This is a genomic window from Mycolicibacterium frederiksbergense, assembly GCF_012223425.1.
In the GTDB taxonomy this organism is placed as follows: domain Bacteria; phylum Actinomycetota; class Actinomycetes; order Mycobacteriales; family Mycobacteriaceae; genus Mycobacterium; species Mycobacterium frederiksbergense.
Genome location: NZ_CP038799.1, coordinates 614,279 through 631,996, shown reverse-complemented (window position 1 = coordinate 631,996; position 17,718 = coordinate 614,279). Strand labels below are relative to the sequence as shown.

Sequence of the window (17,718 nt, the reverse complement as noted above, 5' to 3'; positions counted from 1 at the left end):
AACAATGGAGCGCGATGGCGAGCACTGTGGAGACCCGGCCCGGCCCGATCGTGCGGTTGGTGACCCGCATGACCCGCAGGCGGCTGGGGCTGCCCCGGCCCGTCAGCGGATACCGGGTGACCCACGATCTCGCGGTACCGATGCGCGACGGGGTGCGGCTGCTCACCGACCTGTATACGCCGGTGGCCGACCCGACCGGCACGGTGTTGATCCGCACCCCCTACGGCCGGGCCAACCTGCCGGCGACGGTGACCGCCGGGATCTACGCCGAGCGTGGCTATCGCGTCGTGATGCAAAGCGTGCGAGGAACTTTCGGATCGGAAGGGCATTTCGAGCCGGGGGTCGCCGAGGCCGACGATGCCGCCGACACGGTGGCCTGGATGCGCGAGCAACCCTGGTTCGGCGGTGCGTTCGCCACCGTCGGCTCGTCCTACCTGGGCTTCACCCAGTGGGCGCTACTGGCCGACCCGCCTGCCGAACTGAGCACCTCGGTGATCGGCATGGCCCCGCACGACTTCGCCGAATCTGGCTGGAGCACCGGTACATTCGCCCTCGCGGATTTCCTGACCTGGAGTTTCCAGGTTGCTCGGCAGGAAGACGGCGGCACACTGCGCACCGTGGCGCGGATGGTGACAGTGCCGTGGCGGCTGAAACGCCCGCTGAGCACGGTGCCACTCAGCGACGCCGGCGCGAAGATGCTGAAGGGCCGTGCCCCGTGGCACGAGGCCTGGCTGCGCACCCCGGACCTGTCCGACCCGTACTGGCGGCCGAGCCGGCTCGGGCATGCGTTGCAGCGGGTCACTACCCCCGTGCTGCTGGTCACCGGCTGGCAGGACGTCTTCCTGACCCAGACTCTCGATCAGTACCGGCAGCTCGAAGACCGCGGCGTGCGGCCGTCGCTGGTGATCGGTCCGTGGAGCCACGGCGACGGCGGCGGCGATGTGCTGCGCGATTCGTTGCGCTGGCTGGACGGCGAGCGCCCCGTGGGGGTGCGGGTCCACGTCACCGGCGGTGGGGAATGGCGTCAGCTGCCGGCCTGGCCGCCGCCTGCCGGGCAACGGGTGCTGCACCTGCGGCCGCGGGCCAGGCTCGGCGCGGAACCCGCACCGGTCGGTGCCGCCGTGGCCCGGTTCGTGTTCGACCCGGCGGATCCGACGCCGACCGTCGGCGGACGCCTGCTGTTCGCCCCGCGCGGCTACCGCGACGACACCGCGCTCGCGGCCCGCGGTGACGTCGTCACCTTCACCGGCCCGGTACTCGACGAGCCACTCGAGGTGATCGGGGTACCGCGAATCGAGTTGGCGCACAGTGCCGATACCGGCTGGGCCGATGTGTGGGTGCGGATCAGCGAGGTCGACGGCGACGGACGCTCCCGCAACGTCAGCGACGGCTATGTCAGCCGGGTACCGGGGGCGCAGGAACTGCTGAAGCTCGACCTCGACCCGATCGCGCACCGCTTCGCGGCCGGTGCGCGCATCCGGGTCGCCGTCGCCGGAGGGTCGCATCCGCGATTCGCCCGCAACCCCGGCACCGGCGAGCCGGTGTGGTCGGCGTCGCGGCTGCTGCGCGCCACCCACGAGATCGGCCCGGGCTCGCGGCTCATCCTGCCCGTCCCCGAGTGACTAGTGCACATCCACCGGCGGTCACCGCCGGCGGATGTGCGCAAATCGCCGGTACTAGCGGACTTTGAGGACGACCTTGCCTTTGGCGCTGCGGTTCTCCAACGATGCGATCGCCTCACCGGCGCGCTCCAGCGGGTAGACGACGGGCTCGGGTGCGCTGACCGCGCCGGAGGCCAGCAGCGGCGCCAGCTCGGCCCACTGCTGCGCCAGATAACCCGGATGCGTCCCGGTCCAGGCGCCCCACCCGACACCGATGGCGTCAACGTTGTTGAGCAGCAACCGGTTCACCTTGACCGTCGGGATCTCGCCGCCGGTGAAACCGACCACCAGCAGTCGCCCGCCCGGGGCCAGCGAGCGCAGCGAGTCGGTGAAGCGGTCACCACCGACGGGGTCCAGCACGATGTCCACCCCGCGTCCGCCGGTGAGTTCCTTGACCGCGTCCTTGAAGCCGTCGGCCAGTACCACATCGGATGCCCCTGCCGCCCGGGCAATTTCGCCCTTGTCCTGCGAGCTGACCACCGCGATGGTGCGCGCCGCACCGAACGCCGGGGCCAGTCGCAACGTCGAGGTGCCGATACCGCCGGCCGCGCCGTGCACCAGCACCGTGTCACCCTTGGCGATCCGGCCGCGGGTGCGCAGCGCGAAATGCACCGTCAGATCGTTGAACAACACCCCGGCGCCCGCCTCGAAGGACACGTTGTCGGGCAGCGCGAACACCCGCTCCTCGGGCAGGGTCACCACCTCGGCCATCCCACCGGTCAGCATGCACAACCCGGCGACCCGGTCACCGGCCGCGAACGCCGATCCCGCGGGCGCACTGCGCACCACACCGGCCACCTCGGCGCCCGGCACGTAGGGCAGCGGCGCCTTGTACTGATAGAGGCCGCGGGTCTGCAGCGCATCCGGGAACGCCACACCGGCCGCGTGCACATCGATCACCACACCATCGGCGGCGGGTTCGTCGATGTCCACCAGCTCCGCAGCGTCGGGACCGTCCAACCGGGGTATCTGTATTGCGCGCATGACTGACCATTTAACATGCGTCAAGTGATCAGGGCACGTGCCGCGGTACTCCTCGAGCCCGGACTGGATCCGCAGCTCACCGACATCGAATTGCGCGATCCGGTGGGTGACGAGGTACTCGTGCGCATCGACGCCGTCGGAATCTGCCACACCGACATCACCATGGCGTCCTTCTTCAGCAAGACCCCGATGGTGTTCGGGCACGAGGGTGCGGGCACCGTCGTCGCCGTCGGCCCGCAGGCGCAGCGCCGGGTCGGGGAGCAGGTCGTGCTGACCTTCGCCAGCTGCGGCGCCTGCGGCAATTGCGCCCAGGACCGGCCCGCCTACTGCGATGCGTCCACCAACCTCAACATGCGCGGGGGCCGCCGCGACGAAACCAGCGCACTGCGGCTGGGCGGGGTACCCATCACCGGTGGCTTCTTCGGGCAGTCCAGCTTCGCCACCCATGCCATCGCCGGCAGCCGCAACGCGGTGCCGTTGCCCGGCGGCTTCGACCCGGCGCTGGCCGCCCCGCTGGGCTGCAGCGTGCAGACCGGTGTCGGCGCGGTCGTCAACGTGATCGGCGCAGCCCCCAGCGTCGCGGTGTTCGGTGCCGGCGCCGTCGGGCTGTCCGCGGTGATGGGCGCCCGGATTGCGGGGGCGGCCACGATCATCGCGGTCGACCCGATCGCCGAGCGGCGCGCGCTGGCCGCCGAGCTGGGCGCCACCGTCACCCTGGACCCGACCGGCACCGATGCCGCCGCCGAGATCGTGAACCTGACCGGGGGAGTCGCCGGCGCGGTGGATACCACCGCACGCCCCGATGTCATCGCCTCGGCGGTGGGGGTGCTGGCCGCACGCGGCACGCTGGCTCTGGTGGGTCTCGGGGCGCCGACCGCCGAGCTACCGGTGACGCTGATCATGGCAAAGGGGCTGACGGTCCGGGGCGTGGTCGAAGGCGACAGCGACCCGCAGGTCTTCATTCCGCAACTCGCCGAGTACCACCGCCGCGGCGAACTGCCGCTGGACAAGTTGATCACCAGCTACCCGTTCGACGACTTCGACCGGGCGTGGGCCGCCGCGAAGGCCGGCCGGGCAATCAAGCCGGTGCTGCTCACCGGGCGTTAAGATCCCTGTCCAGGCAAGGCCTGTCCACCGGCAACGGCGCCGACTGATTGGAGCAACTCCGATGACACTGCCAGCGCTCCCACCGGCCAACACAGTGCACGTACGTTCCTTCGACGGCACCCGGCTGCACGTCCGGGTCTTCGGGCCCGACGACGGCTATCCGATCGTGCTGGCACACGGCATCACCTGCGCCATCGAGGTCTGGGCCCACCAGATCGCCGACCTGGCCCGCGACTACAAGGTGATCGCTTACGACCACCGCGGGCACGGCCTCAGCGAGGCCCCGCGCGGCCGCAAGGCCTACAGCCTCAACCATCTGGCCGCCGATCTGGATGCGGTGCTCGATGCGACGCTGGCCCCGGGGCAACGCGCGGTCATCGGCGGGCATTCGATGGGCGGTATCGCCATCAGCGCCTGGTCACAGCGTTACCCGCACCGCGTCGCCCAATGCGCCGACGCCGTCGCGCTGATCAACACCACCACCGGGGACTTGTTGCGCGATGTGCAGCTGGCCCAGGTGCCGCCGGCGCTGGCCGCCACCCGGATCCGCGGCGCGGGGACCCTGCTCAAGACCTTCGGCGCCACCCCGGTCCCCAAGCTCGCCGACCGGGCCAACAAGCGTTTCGTCGCCTACCTCGCGGTCGGTCGCGACGCCGATCCGTCGGTCGCCGAACTGGTGTACCGGCTGTTCGCCACCACCTCGCCCGCGGGCCGCGGCGGATGGGCCCGGGTATTGGTCGACGGACTTGGTGCACAGCATATTTCGCTGCACAACCTGACGGTGCCGACGCTGGTCATCGGCAGCACCAAGGACCGGTTGCTGCCGATCAACGCGTCCCGGCACATCGCCGAGCACGCCCCCAACCTGACCGAGTTCGTGGAGCTGCCCGGCGGGCACTGCGCCATCCTGGAATGCCCCGATGAGGTGAACCGCACCTTGCGTTCACTCGCCGAATCGGTTACCCAGCAGCGCCTCAGCTCCTGAGGTAGGCACCCACCTCGGCCGCCGCGCGGTGCCCGGAGCGCACCGCGCCATCCAGGAAACCGGTCCACTGGTCGGCGGTTTCGGTTCCGGCCCAGAAGATTCCGTCCACCGGTTCACGCAGGTGCGCTCCGTGCTCGACCCACGCACCGGGCGGTACGGCCGCGGTGGGCCCGCCGGGGGCGAACGGTTCGGCGCTCCAGCAGTGATCCAGGTAGTCGACCGGGGTGGCGGCGGCGGCACCGAACAACGTCGTGAAGCACCCGAGTGCGCGTTCGCGACGCACCTCGGGCGCCAGGTCGTCGAAGGTGCGCGCATCGGCGAAGCCCAGCAGGATCCCGGGCCCGTCATCGCCGGGGCTGACATCGAAGGTGATGAAGATCGGGCCCTCATCCGACAGCGCCTCCCCGGAGCACCCCCCGGTCCGCCAGAACGGCTTCTCGTAGGCGGCATAGGCCTTGCTGAGATTGCCCTGCGGCCAGTGCTTCGCGAGCTGAACGTGGCCCGCGGGCAGCGGCGGATCGAAGGTGATCGCCGCCCGGTGGGCGGGCGCTATCGCCAGCACGAGGGCGCTCGCGGCATGCTCGCCGCGCGCGGACCCCACGGTGAAACCGGAACCGGTGCGGGTGATACTTCGTACCGGCGCGCCGGTGATCACCCGGTCGCCGAGGTCGGCGGCCATCCGCTCGGCGATCTGCTGGGTGCCCGCCGGGAAGCGGTCCTGCTGGGCGCCGCCCTTGACGTCGAGCATCCGGCCCAGCCCGCCGGCGGCCTTGACGTAGCGCACCGCGTGCAGCATCGACACATCGCCGGGTTCGCACCCCCACGTCACCCGCGCCATGATGGCCATCAGATTGCGGGTGGAGGCGCTGGCATGGACGGCGCGCAGCCAGCCCTCCAGGCTCTTCTGATCCAGCCGGTGCGCGGCCGGGGCCGCCCAGGTGTCGGTCACCGGGATCAGCTTGCTCAGCCGGTCGAAACGCCACTGGATACGGGACACGTCGAGCAGTTCGATCAGCGACAGTTTCGGGATGGTGCTGCGGTAGGAGCGCACCTTGCCGTGCCAGCGGATGAGGTTCTTGCCGCGACTGTAGGTCGGCACCGTCTCGCAGCCCAGTTCGGCGGCCAGCGCGATCACGGCGTCCTGGGTCGGCCCGACGAACGTCGCGCCCAGGTCGACGGGCACCCCGGCCAGCGTCGCGGTGTGGGCGCGACCCCCGACCCGGTCCCGCCCTTCGAGCACCACCACCTTGTGCCCACGTTTGGTCAGCTCGCGTGCCGCTGACAGTCCTGCGAATCCGGCCCCCACCACGATCACATCGGTCACGCCCCCTTCCTACGCGATTTCGGCGTGAAAACGTGCGGTATGCGCACGATTTCACGGCGAAATCGCAGTAGGGTGCCCGCTGTGAAGGTGATGACTGCGCTGTTCGGTCCTGTGGGAGCCATCGAACGCGCCGAGGCGCTACGCGATGCCGGGGCCAGTGGGGTGTTCACCTTCGAGGGGCCGCACGACGTCTTCACGCCGTTGACGCTGGCCTCCACCGTCGGCGGCCTGGACCTGATGACCAACGTGGCGATCGCGTTCCCGCGCAACCCGATCCATCTGGCGCACCAGGCCATCGACCACCAGATCCTGACCCAGGGCCGGTTCACCCTGGGGCTGGGCACCCAGATCCGCACCCAGATCGAGAAGCGGTTCGGCGCCGAGTTCGACCGCCCGGTGGTGCGGATGACCGAACTCGTCGCGGCGCTGCGCGCCATCTTCACCACCTGGTCCACCGGGGAGCGGCTGGATTTCCGGGGTGAGTACTACCGCCACACCCTGATGACGCCGACGTTCACCCCGCGCGACAACCCGTACGGGCCGCCGCCCATCTACGTCGGCGCCCTCGGGCCGCGGCTGACCAAGGCGACCGCGCAGCACGCCGACGGTCTGCTGGTGATGCCGTTCGGCAACAAGAAGTTCCTGCACGAGGTCACCATGACCGCCGTCGACGAGGGCCTCGCCGCGGGCGGACGCACCCGCGCCGACCTGGCGATCGTCCCCGAGATCATCGTGTCGGTGGGTGAGGACCACACGGCCACCCGGCAGCTGCTGGCCTTCTACGGGTCCACACCCGCCTACCGGCCGGTGCTCGACATCCACGGCTGGGGGGACCTGCAGCCCGAACTGAACGCGCTGTCCAAGCAGGGCCGCTGGTCGGAGATGGGCGCGCTCATCGACGACGATGTGCTGCACACCATCGCCGCGTGCGGCACCCCGGCGCAGGTGGCGGCCCATATCCGGGACCGCGTGGACGGCATCTCGGACCGGATCTGCATCTATCAGCCCGGACCGATCGAAACGGAATTGCTGGCCCAGATCGTTGACGAGCTGCGCACCTGAGGTCCTAAGGTGGGTGGTACGGGGCAGGACCACAAGGAGGTTGTCCGGTGTCCAACGAAACTGCGACCGAACCCGAGTTCTCCGATGTGCTGATCATCGGTGCCGGTATCTCGGGTATCAACGCCGCCTACCGCATCCACGAGCGCAATCCCGGGCTGAGCTACACCATCCTGGAACGCAGGCAGCGCATCGGCGGCACCTGGGACCTGTTCCGCTACCCGGGGATTCGTTCCGACAGCGATATCTTCACCCTCAGCTACCCGTATGAGCCGTGGACCCGACGCGAGCATGTCGCCGACGGCGCTGACATCCGCGAGTACCTGACCGAGACGGCCCGCAAGTACGGCATCGACCGGCACATCCGGTTCGATACGCGGGTGTCCTCGGTGGACTGGGATTCGGCAACCGACACCTGGACGGTGCACGCCGAACAGGACGGGGTGGCCACCACCCACCGGGCAAGGTTCGTCTTCTTCGGGACCGGCTATTACAACTACGACCAGGCGCACACCCCGGATTTCCCGGGCATCGAGTCCTTCGCCGGGACCGTCGTGCATCCGCAGTTCTGGCCGGAGGACCTCGACTACGCCGGCAAGCGGGTGGTGGTCATCGGCAGCGGCGCGACCGCGATCAGCCTGGTGCCCGAGTTGGCCGAGAAGGCAGCCCACGTGACCATGCTGCAACGCTCACCGACCTACATGATGTCCATGCCCGCGGTGCCCAAGCCGATGCAGGCGGTCCGGAAGGTGCTGCCGCGCAAGATCGCCCACCAGGTCGTCCGGTTCCGCAACGCCTGGTATCACTTTCTGCTGTACATGTTCTTCCGCAAGGCGCCGGGCCTCGGCCGCAAGGTGATCCGCCGGGCCACCATTGCCGAACTGCCCGAGGGCTATCCGGTCGACGTCCATTTCAAGCCGCGTTACAACCCGTGGGACCAGCGGATGTGCCTGGTGCTCGACGGTGATCTGTTCGAGGACATCAGCGCCGGCCGCGCCGAGGTGGTCACCGAACACATCGACCGCATCGACGCCGACGGCATCGTGCTGACCTCGGGGGACCGTATCGACGCCGACATCATCGTCACCGCCACCGGTCTGCAGTTGCAGTCATTCGGCGGCATCGAGATCTCCATGGACGGTAAACGGGTCGACCCCACCGAACGCTTCGTCTACAAGGAACATCTGCTCGAGGACATCCCCAACATGGCCTGGTGCATCGGTTACACCAACGCGTCCTGGACGTTGCGCGCCGACATGACCGCGCGGGCGGTGGCCAAATTGTTGGCCTACATGGATTCCCACGGCTACACCAGCGCCTACCCGCACCTGGGCTCGACCGTCATGCCGGAGAAGCCGACGTTCGACCTCGACGCCGGCTACATCAAACGCTCCCCGCACGCACTGCCCAAATCGGGGACGAAGCGGCCGTGGAACGTCCGGCACAACTACGCGCTGGATACCGTCGAGCATCGTTTCGACCGGATCGAGGAGTCGATGGTGTTCGGCCGGGTGCAGGCCGCCGCGGCTTCCCCGCGAGTGAGCGTGTCTGAGGCCGACACGCCGCCCGCTGACCAGACTCTGCGCACCGTCGCGGGCTGAGTTCAGGGCGTCCGGATCGTCAGGCCCGTCGCGAGTAGCTGCGTGGCCGACAAGCCGAACGTCGTCTTGAAACGGTCGGCCAGATGCGACGGGCTGGCGAACCCGGCTTCGGCCGCGGCGGTGGTGAGATTCTGGCCCGCGGCGAGCTCCGCCCCGGCCCGCATCAGCCGGCACCACAGCCGGTAGCGGCGCAGACTGGACCCGATCTCCTGCCGGAACAGGTGCAGGAACCGGGATTCGGACAGCCCGGCCGACGCGGCGAGCTCGGCGGCCGGCACCGCGGCGGCCGGGTCGTCTCGAACCTGCTTGGCGGCCAGCTCGATTCGCGGGTCGATCACCCGGACATCCGAGGGTGCCGCGATATCCAGCCAGCGCAGCGCCTCGATGTCATCGGTGGGCGGGGTGAGCAGTGCGGTCTCGGCGGCGTGCTGGACGCCGATATCGCCGTGGAACCGGTCGAACTGCGCACGGCAGGCGGCCGAGCGCTGCGAGGCGGGGTCGAGGTAACACGACACCAGCGGGGTCGGGGCGAGCGGAGCGACGGGAGAAGATCCCGTCATCGTCAGGTGGTGCACCAGCCGCGGCGGTATCAGCGCCGTGCGCGCCTCGATGCGCTGCGTGCCGACCTGCACCGTCAGCGGCCCGTCCACCCCGACGGCCAGGCACCACACCGAGCCGGAGTGGGGTTGCAGGCCCAGACCGGGGCCGGAATAGAGGGCCTGTCCCGGCCACAACCACACCGCCGGATAGCAGGTTTGTGGAAGCGGAGCGGGTGCTCGGGGCGACATGCTGGACTCCTCGTCAAGTGCTCAGGAGGTTACCGTGGCCCTAGTAGTGATCGGCATCGTCGGGGTGTTCTTCCTCGGTATGGGTCTGTATGCGCTTGCTGCGCCGGCGACCATGCTGCGCCCGTTCGGGTTCACCCTGGCCGCCGATGCGCAGCGCGCGGAAGTGCGTGCGGTGTATGGCGGTTTCGGTGTGGCCATCGCCGTGGTGCTCGGGTATGCGGCGGCCACGCCGGGGGAGGTGCGCACCGGCGTGCTGATCACCGTCGGCGCGGCACTGGGCGGGATGGCGCTGGGCCGGGTGGCGTCCGCGGTGCTCGGTGACCGGACGTCGTTCTACCCCAACTGGTTCTACTGCCTGGTGGAGGCGGTGGCCGCCGGCGCGCTGTGCTGGGTGGCCTAGTTCACCCGCTCGCAAGCGGGAGGTGCCCCCAGCTCGCGAGGAGATCTAGGCCGTGTCTGATAAATGCGGTAGCCAAAGTGTGATGGCCCTTAGGACTGCTCCGCCGCGGTAAACGATGGCGAGTTTGTCGTAGCGGGTGGCCAGACCGCGCCATTGCTTGACGACGTTGAAGTTGCGTTCGATGACGTTGCGGCCCTTGTAGTCTTCGGCATCGAAGGCTGGTGGTCGCCCGCCTTGGGTGCCACGACGTTTGCGGTGGCCGATCTGATCGGACGGTTCGGGAATGACTGCGACGATCCCTCGTCGTCGCAGCCGCTGTCGAGTCGCTCGGCTGGAATAGGCCTTGTCGCCACGCAGGCGATCAGGCCGCGTGCGTGGCCGCCCCCGACCGCAGCGCTCGACTTTCAGGTGGGCGAGCAAATGCTCCAGAACCGGTCCGTCGTTGGCTTGGCCAGCGCCCACGAGCACGACCAACGGTCGTCCGTGGCCGTCGACGAGGTGATGGATCTTGCTGGTCAGTCCGCCGCGGGAGCGGCCAATGCCGTGGTCAGGCGGCTCGCTGGCCAGATTTGTGTAATTCGACCCAGCCCCCTGTGTCACGGGTGATGTTCGTGGCATGTTGATGAGCACGGGCGATCGTGGAATCCACCGACACCGACCAATCGATGATCCCGGCTTCGTCGGCGGCAGCCAGCAACCGCGCCAACACCGCATCCCAGGTGCCCTCTGCGCTCATCCTTCGATGCCAGGTCCAGATCGTCTGCCACGGCCCAAACGCCTCGGGAACGTCGCGCCAGGCGATGCCGCACCGGTACCGGTAGATGATCCCCTCGAGCATCTGGCGGGCATCCCGAAAAGGCCTGCCCTTCTTACCTGTCCGAACAGGAAGAAGCTCTTCAATCAACGACCATTGAGCATCGGTGAGCAGCTGGAACCGTGACATGGCCTAAGTCTCAGCCGAAACACCCGAAACATTTGTCAGACACGCCCTAGGGGGCGACGGTGAGCCAGTCGGCGAACCCGGATGGGTCGTGCCGGCCCAGCGCGCCGTGCTCGAACAGACCCCAGCCTTCGACCGGAGCCTTGTCTCCCTCGGTGCAGACCGCCCGGCCCACATGGTCGATGACCCCGAAAGCGGCCCGGCCGATGATCGCCGGGTCGGTCATGTCATAGGTCAGCCGCTCGGTGAACTTCTCGCCCTTCCACACGCCGTGGATCCAGTCCGAGTCGCCGCCGTAGCCGCCGCCGACGTGAATCGGCACCGGCAGTTTGGATTCCACGTCGAATCGCAGCGCGGTACCGTCGGGTGCCGTCGCGTCGATGGTGGCGCCGGTGGGGATGCGGGTACCGGAGCGGTAGTGGACCTTCACCCTGGGCCAGCCGAGCTGCTCGACGCGGCCGTCCTTGAAGATCCGGGTGCAGTCGTTCAGGGAGCGGAACCCGTCGGGTGCCTCCTGGATGATGATGACGATGGAGTAGTCGTCGAACGCCATCGGGACATACAGCCACCACATACCTTCGAACGGGGGATCGGCAGGCCGGCCGGGCGTTTCGGCCTCACCGATCGGGCGGATGCCCCAGGACCGGTCGCGTGACCCGATCCAGGTCGCCGGGTCCACCGCGATGCGTTCCCCGTCGATCTCCAGATGACCACTCCAGGAACCCAACTGGGCGAAGCGCTGGGCGTCCAACGTCACCCGGTTGCCCTGGCGCATCAGGTGGCGCTGCTCCTGCACCACGTCGAACAGGCCGTTCCAGGTGAGATCGGCGGCGATACCGTCGGTCTCCTCCAGGGTGATCCGCAGACTGTGCAGCGGGTCGGTGACCTCGACGCGATAACCGTTGACGTGCTGGTTGAGCCGGTCCTGATCGAGTGCGTCGGACAGGTGCACCGCGGTCTGCACATCGCCGCGGCGTACCAGCAGGAAGGCGTCCTTCACCCCGAGATTGGGGTAGTAGCCCAGCCCGGTGATGACGAAGATGTCGCCGGTGCGGTCGTGGGCGTTGAAGTAGGAACGGTCGTAGAAGTTCCGGTCCGATGATCCCGGCCACGCAATGGGTTGCGGAACCTGGTGTACCGGAAACTCATCCATCGGTCCGAGCACTATGACTCCTCAAGAAGGCGGCGCAGCAGCGACGCGTGGTAGAAGGTGGACTCGACATCCTCGGGCTGCTCCATCTCCCCGAAGTGCACCCGGCGGGCGGTGGTGCGCATGAACACGCAACACCAGATCACCGCGGAGTAGATATAGAACCAGTGCAGATCGCCCAGCGTCGCCCCGGTGAGCCGTTCATAGGTCGCGCGCACATCCTCCTCGCGCAACACGTCCGGCAGGCCGGGCAGCCCGGCCAGGCCGGCGAGCTCCTGGAACACCATGTGGGCGAAGATGATCCATGAGACGTCCAGCTCGCGCGGGCCCACCGTGGCCATCTCCCAGTCGAGCACGGCGACCGGCCGGAAGTCCGCGTACAGGACATTGCCGACGCGGGAGTCGCCCCAGGTCAGCACCGCAGGGGACGCCGCGACCTCGGTGGGGAAGTGCTCTTCGAGCCACTGCAGCGCGCGGTCGACCAGCGGTGAGCGGCCGATATCGGGCACCGCGAACTCGTACCATTCCTTGAGCCAGCCGAAGTGCCTGCGCAGCGGGGTGTCACCGGGTGGATCGACCTCGGCCAGGAAAGAGAACCGCTGTGCCGCATCGGGAATGGCGTGCAGCTTGGCCAGCACCTCCACCGTGGAGTCCTGCAACTCGCGCCGGCGCTCGGGTGCGGCATCGGCGAACCAGTTGCCGCCGAAGGTGTAGGGCATCACATCGGGCGGTACCTCGCCGTCGACGCGGTCCATCAGGAAGAACGGTGTGCCGAGGACCTCGCCGGTGGTGTCGATCCAGCGCACCCGCGGTACCGGTACCTCGGTGAGCTCGCCGACCAGACGCATCAGCTCGAACTGGTGGTCCAGCCGGTAGGAGGAGAACACCGGCACATCGGTGGCGGTGGGCGCCACCCGGGCCACCAGGCGCTGCTCGTCGTCGCCCCACCGCGCGGTGAGCAGGATCGTCTCCGAGGACATGCCGTTGGCGTCGACACCGTTCTCGACGGTGATCTGCGGTGCCGCTCGTTCTGGCAGCACCGTGGCCAGCCACTGCGACAGCTGCTCGGGTAGAGCGTCGGTGTCGCGGCTGGAATGCTGGAGGCGGCTGACGTCCTCGACAGCCGGTTCATTCGCCACGGTTGTTCCTTCCGGCCCGAATTACGATACGGTGGGTAGCGTTATGAAAGCAGAGATACCGCCGGTTGACAAGGGTGCCGGCCGCCCCCGGGACCCTCGCATCGATGCTGCCATCCTCGCGGCGACATCGGATCTTCTTGTGCAGATCGGATATTCGAACCTGACCATGGCCGCGGTGGCCGAACGGGCGGGCACCACGAAGACCGCGCTGTACCGCCGGTGGTCCAGCAAGGCCGAGTTGGTGCACGAAGCGGCGTTTCCCACCACACCCACGGCGTTGGGCCTGCCCGAGGGCGATATCGCCACCGACGTGCGGGAGATGATCGCGGCCGCCGGGGCGGTGTTCACCAGCCCGGTGGTGCGGGCCGCGCTGCCCGGGGTGATCGCGGACATGGCCGCCGACCCCGACCTCAACGACCGGGTGATGGGCCGGTTCACCGGGCTGTTCGAGGTGGTGCGGCTACGGCTGCAGCGCGCCGTCGAGCGCGGCGAGGTGAAGCCGGAGGTCGACCCGGACCGACTGATCGAACTGGTCGGCGGCGCCACCCTGCTGCGGATGCTGCTCACCCCCGGACAGGATCTGCACGATCAGTGGGTCGACCAGACCACCGCGATCCTGGTGCACGGCGTGATCCGCTGAGCTTTCTCCGCCGAAACTGCATTCCGGAAGGGAAATTGCGAGTGGAGGCCTGCCGGAATGCAGTTTCGGCGACTAGGTGATCTGGCTCTTGTTGCGCTCGGACACCGCGCGGAACCGGTCACCGAGATCCCCGAACTCGCGGTGCTGCGCATACGCGATGCGCGCCTCTGCGGCCAGCGCCGGGTCGATGACCGCCGCCGCACCTTCGGTGTAGATCTCCTTGAGCCCCAGCATGGTCGGTCCCGGTACCTCGGCGACGGCCCCGGCCAGCTCCAGGGCGCGCTCCAGCAGTCGGTCATGCGCGACCACCTCGGTGACCAGGCCGATCCGCTCGGCGCGGGCCGCGTCGATGACCTCCCCGGTCATCGACATCCGGCGTGCCATGGACAGCCCGACGACCTGAGGTAGCCGCGCGGTCATCCCGCCGCCGGGCAGGATCCCCACCCGGGCGTGGGTGTCGGCGAACACCGCGCGTTCGGAGGCGACCAGGAAGTCGCAGCCCAGTGCGATCTCCAGCCCGCCGGTGAAGGTGGCGCCGTTGATGGCGCCGATGATCGGGGTGCGCATCTCCCGGACCGCGGTGATGCAACTCTGCGAGCGGAACTCCTCGAAGTACTTCAGCCCGTCGCGGGCCGCCTCCTTGAGGTCGACGCCGGCGCAGAACGCCGGATCGGTGCCGGTGAGCACGACCGCGAGCACCTCCTCGTCGGCGTCGGCCGCCTTCAGCGCCGCATACAGCGCCCTGATCAGGTCGTGGCTCAGCGCGTTGCGGGCCTGCGGCCGGTTCAGGGTCAACACCCGCACGGCGTCGTGGTCGGTGATCAGAACTTCGCTCATCCGGGGAACCTAGCGGACGAACTGCTGTGCTTGGTTCGCCAGATCCAGCAGCGGCTGCGGCAGCGCGCCGAGGGCGAACGTGACGGCGGCGGTGACGGTCACCGCACCCGTGGTCAGCAGGCTGGGCACCACGACGACCGGTGCATCCTCGGGCGGATCGGTGAAGAACATCAGCACGATCACCCGCACGTAGAAGTAGGCCGCCACCGCGCTGGCGATGACGCCGACGATCACCAGTGGACCGGCCCCGCCCTCGGCGGCCGCCTTGAACACGGCGAACTTGCTGACGAACCCACTGGTCAGCGGGATACCGGCGAAGGCAAGCAGGTACAGCGAAAACACCACGCCCACCACCGGATAACGGCGGCCAAGCCCGGCCCACCGGCTGAGTGTGGTCTCCTCCTCGCCGTCGGCGCGGCGCACCAGGCCGGCCAGCGCGAAGGCGCCCAGGGTGCTGAACCCGTAAGCGAACAGATAGAACAGCGTCGCCGCGACCCCCGCCCCGTTCAGCGCGATGACGCCGGTGAGGATGAACCCGGTGTGCGCCACCGCCGAATAAGCCAGCATCCGTTTGACATCGCTTTGGGACACCGCGGTGACGGTGCCGACGACCATCGTGACGATCGCGATCACCCATAGCATCGGCTGCCAGTCATCGGCGAGCCCGGGCAGCGCGACGTAGAAGATGCGCAGCATGGCGCCGAACGCGGCGATCTTGGTGGCGGCCGCCATGAATGCGGTGACCGGGGTGGGGGCGCCCTGGTAGACGTCGGGAATCCAGGAATGGAACGGCACTGCGCCGACTTTGAACAGGATCCCGACGGCCACCAGCCCGACCCCGACCAGCGCCAGCGCGGTGTCACCGCGTTCGGCCTGTACGGCGGCGGCGATATCGTCGAGGCGGAAACCGCCGGAATACCCGTACAGCATCGCGATTCCATACAGGAAGAATGCCGAGGAGAACGCGCCGAGCAGGAAGTACTTGAGGGCTGCTTCCTGCGACACCAGACGGCGGCGCCGGGCCAGACCGCACATCAGGTACAGCGGCAGCGAGAGCACCTCCAGGGCGACGAACATGGTCAGTAGGTCATCGCTGGCCGGGAACAACATCATGCCGCCGAGCGCGAACATCGTCAGCGGGAAGATCTCGGTCTGCGCGACAACGGCTTTGACGGCGACCTTCTCGGCGAGACTGCCCGGCACCGCGGCGGCCTGCGGGGTGAACGCGTCCAGTCCCGACTCGCCCCCGGCGTCGATCCGGCGCTCGGCGATCAGCAGCACACCGAGGATGCCGATGAGCAGCAGCAGTCCCTGCAGGAACAACGCGGGCCGGTCGACGACCAGGGAGCCCGCCGCGGCGGTGTTGCCGGGCGAGTCGCCGAGATCGGTGTGCACCCAGACGACGGCGCCCAGCGCGGTCAGCTGACCGCCGAGGGCCAGCACCAGCTGGGTCGCGTAGCGGGCGCGGCGCGGTAGGAACGCCTCCACGAGCACGCCGAGGACGGCGACGCCCAGCACGATGAGAATCGGTGAGAGCTGGCCGTATTCGATGGACGGGGCTTCGATGGTCATTGCGCGGGCCCTTCCGCGGTGGCGGGTACCGGGTCTTGGACGTCGATGGTGGTCAGTGTGTGCGTGACGGCCGGGTTGATGACATCGAGCGCCGGTTTCGGATACACCCCGAGCACCAGCAGCAGCGCGATCAACGGGGCCACCACGATCAGCTCCCGCGGTATCAGGTCACGGATCGATTCATTGCCCGCGGTGAGCGGCCCGGTCATCATCCGCTGGTAGGCCCACAGGATGTAGACCGCCGACAACACGAGTGCGCTGGCCGCGATGACAGCGAGCACCGGGAACCGGGTGAACGTGCCGATGAGGACCAGGAACTCGCTGATGAACGGTGCCAGCCCGGGCAACGACAGGGTGGCCAGACCGGCGACCAGGAAGGTGCCCGCCAGCACGGGCGCGACCCGTTGCACGCCGCCGAAGTCCGCGATGAGCCGGGTCCCTCTGCGCGACACCAGGAATCCGGCGATCAGGAAGAGCGCCGCGGTGGAGATGCCGTGATTGACCATGTACAGCGTCGAGCCCGCCTGGCCCTGGCTGGTCATCGCGAAGATGCCCAGGATGATGAAGCCGAAATGCGATATCGAGGTGTAGGCGATCAGCCGCATCACATCGGTCTGGCCGATCGCGACGATCGCACCGTAGACGATCCCGATGACGGCCAGCGTGATGATCAGCGGCTGGAAGTACTTCGCGGCGTCGGGGAACAGTTGCAGGCAGTAGCGCAGCATGCCGAAGGTGCCGACCTTGTCGACGACGGCCATCATCAGCACCGCGGTCGCCGGGGTGGATTCGACGGCGGCATCGGGCAGCCAGCGGTGGAACGGCCACAGCGGCGCCTTCACCGCGAACGCGAACATGAAGCCGAGGAACAGCGCGTTCAGCAGGGCCGGGTCGATGTTCAGTTCGCCGTTGGCGACGGCCGCGGCGATGGCCCGGAAATCGAAAGTGCCGGAATCGAACGCCCCGCTGCTCGCGGTCACCACGTAGAGGCCGATGACGGCGGCCAGCATGATCAGCCCGCCGAAAAGGTTGTACAGCAGGAACTTCACCGCCGCCTTGGACCGTCCGGCGCCGCCGAACCCGCCGATCAGGAAGTACATCGGGATGAGCATCGCCTCGAAGAACACGTAGAACAGCAACACGTCGAGGGCCATCAGGGAGATCAGCACCATGGCCTCGACGGCCAGCGTCAGCGCCAGATAGCTCTGTGTGGAGCGGTGACCGAAGCTTCGGTCACCGGCATCGTGCCAACCGGCCACGATCAGCAGCGGCACCAGCACCGCCGTCAGCACCACCAACGCGAGCGCAATCCCGTCCAGGCCCAGGATGTAACCGGTGCCGAAGGTCGGTATCCACGGATAGTCCTCGACGAACTGGAACTGCGCCCCGGCCGGGTCGAACTGGACGGCGAGCGTCGCGGCCAGCAGCAGCACCGCCAACGAGACGGCCAGCGCGAGGTACTTGGCGAACACCTTGGAGGGCAGCAGGATCACCACCACCGCGCCGACCATCGGGACCACCCACAGCGCGG

The 17,718-nt window shown here is 68.5% G+C and carries 16 protein-coding genes; 7 read left to right on the top strand and 9 right to left on the bottom strand.

The genetic code is table 11. The annotated features are described in order from the left end of the window. Positions 1-14 precede the first annotated feature (14 nt). Entirely contained in the window at positions 15-1,622 is a 1,608-nt protein-coding gene (locus EXE63_RS06000; RefSeq protein ID WP_168141216.1) for a CocE/NonD family hydrolase, read from the top strand. A 54-nt stretch (positions 1,623-1,676) separates the two neighbouring features. Here the strand turns inward: EXE63_RS06000 and EXE63_RS05995 are convergent, their stop codons facing one another. Continuing rightward, complete coding sequence (locus EXE63_RS05995; protein WP_168141215.1) at positions 1,677-2,645, bottom strand: NADPH:quinone oxidoreductase family protein; 969 nt, start codon at positions 2,643-2,645, stop codon at positions 1,677-1,679. Between the two features lie 27 nt (positions 2,646-2,672). Here EXE63_RS05995 and EXE63_RS05990 point away from each other — a divergent pair, with 27 nt between their 5' ends. Together EXE63_RS05990 and EXE63_RS05985 are read left to right on the top strand one after the other, a co-directional pair. Further along, positions 2,673-3,752 carry an NAD(P)-dependent alcohol dehydrogenase gene (locus EXE63_RS05990; RefSeq protein WP_372513158.1) on the top strand — a complete coding sequence of 360 codons (1,080 nt, stop codon included), beginning with the start codon at positions 2,673-2,675 and terminating at the stop codon, positions 3,750-3,752. Between the two features lie 61 nt (positions 3,753-3,813). Then, on the top strand, positions 3,814-4,737 hold the full coding sequence (locus EXE63_RS05985; protein WP_168141213.1) for an alpha/beta fold hydrolase: 924 nt from the start codon (positions 3,814-3,816) through the stop codon (positions 4,735-4,737). Here EXE63_RS05985 and EXE63_RS05980 read toward each other — a convergent pair. Next, positions 4,727-6,061, bottom strand: coding sequence for a flavin monoamine oxidase family protein (locus tag EXE63_RS05980; RefSeq protein WP_168141212.1), 1,335 nt, complete (start codon positions 6,059-6,061; stop codon positions 4,727-4,729). The two genes, EXE63_RS05985 and EXE63_RS05980, sit on opposite strands and share 11 nt — an antisense overlap. A 90-nt stretch (positions 6,062-6,151) precedes the next feature. Between EXE63_RS05980 and EXE63_RS05975 the strand changes: the two genes are divergently transcribed. Beyond that, a complete protein-coding gene (locus EXE63_RS05975) occupies positions 6,152-7,123 on the top strand; it encodes a TIGR03617 family F420-dependent LLM class oxidoreductase (protein ID WP_168145424.1) in 972 nt (323 codons plus the stop codon). A gap of 47 nt (positions 7,124-7,170) precedes the next feature. Further along, on the top strand, positions 7,171-8,721 hold the full coding sequence (locus EXE63_RS05970; RefSeq protein ID WP_168141211.1) for a flavin-containing monooxygenase: 1,551 nt from the start codon (positions 7,171-7,173) through the stop codon (positions 8,719-8,721). A gap of 2 nt (positions 8,722-8,723) precedes the next feature. Here the strand turns inward: EXE63_RS05970 and EXE63_RS05965 are convergent, their stop codons facing one another. Next, on the bottom strand, positions 8,724-9,509 hold the full coding sequence (locus tag EXE63_RS05965) for a helix-turn-helix domain-containing protein (protein ID WP_168141210.1): 786 nt from the start codon (positions 9,507-9,509) through the stop codon (positions 8,724-8,726). On the opposite strand from EXE63_RS05965, the gene EXE63_RS05960 reads away from it, so the two are divergent. Beyond that, on the top strand, positions 9,508-9,909 hold the full coding sequence (locus EXE63_RS05960) for a DUF4345 domain-containing protein (RefSeq protein ID WP_168141209.1): 402 nt from the start codon (positions 9,508-9,510) through the stop codon (positions 9,907-9,909). The two genes, EXE63_RS05965 and EXE63_RS05960, sit on opposite strands and share 2 nt — an antisense overlap. A 45-nt stretch (positions 9,910-9,954) precedes the next feature. Here the strand turns inward: EXE63_RS05960 and EXE63_RS05955 are convergent. From EXE63_RS05955 to EXE63_RS05945, 3 genes are all read right to left on the bottom strand, one after another. Beyond that, a protein-coding gene (locus EXE63_RS05955; protein WP_372451606.1) for an IS5 family transposase occupies positions 9,955-10,852 on the bottom strand; the annotation gives its coding sequence in 2 pieces (ribosomal slippage) (positions 9,955-10,467 and positions 10,469-10,852; 897 coding nt in all). 46 nt (positions 10,853-10,898) lie between these two features. Continuing rightward, positions 10,899-12,014, bottom strand: coding sequence for an Rv3169 family protein (locus EXE63_RS05950; protein WP_168141208.1), 1,116 nt, complete (start codon positions 12,012-12,014; stop codon positions 10,899-10,901). Next, entirely contained in the window at positions 12,014-13,138 is a 1,125-nt protein-coding gene (locus EXE63_RS05945; RefSeq protein ID WP_168141207.1) for a phosphotransferase family protein, read from the bottom strand. Before EXE63_RS05945 ends, EXE63_RS05950 begins: the two co-directional genes overlap by 1 nt. Positions 13,139-13,181: 43 nt before the next feature. On the opposite strand from EXE63_RS05945, the gene EXE63_RS05940 reads away from it, so the two are divergent. Beyond that, entirely contained in the window at positions 13,182-13,778 is a 597-nt protein-coding gene (locus EXE63_RS05940; protein ID WP_105363583.1) for a TetR/AcrR family transcriptional regulator, read from the top strand. 72 nt (positions 13,779-13,850) lie between these two features. On the opposite strand, the gene EXE63_RS05935 is transcribed toward EXE63_RS05940, so the two are convergent. The 3 genes from EXE63_RS05935 to EXE63_RS05925 are packed head-to-tail and all read right to left on the bottom strand — an operon-like array spanning position 13,851 to position 17,698. Beyond that, the gene (locus EXE63_RS05935; protein ID WP_168141206.1) at positions 13,851-14,615 is read right to left on the bottom strand and encodes an enoyl-CoA hydratase; all 765 of its coding nucleotides are present in this window, start codon (positions 14,613-14,615) and stop codon (positions 13,851-13,853) included. Positions 14,616-14,624: 9 nt separating this feature from the next. Then, positions 14,625-16,187 carry an NADH-quinone oxidoreductase subunit NuoN gene (gene nuoN / locus EXE63_RS05930; RefSeq protein ID WP_168141205.1) on the bottom strand — a complete coding sequence of 521 codons (1,563 nt, stop codon included), beginning with the start codon at positions 16,185-16,187 and terminating at the stop codon, positions 14,625-14,627. Next, a complete protein-coding gene (locus tag EXE63_RS05925) occupies positions 16,184-17,698 on the bottom strand; it encodes an NADH-quinone oxidoreductase subunit M (RefSeq protein ID WP_234904541.1) in 1,515 nt (504 codons plus the stop codon). The genes nuoN and EXE63_RS05925 overlap by 4 nt, the downstream gene beginning before the upstream one ends. Positions 17,699-17,718 lie beyond the last annotated feature (20 nt).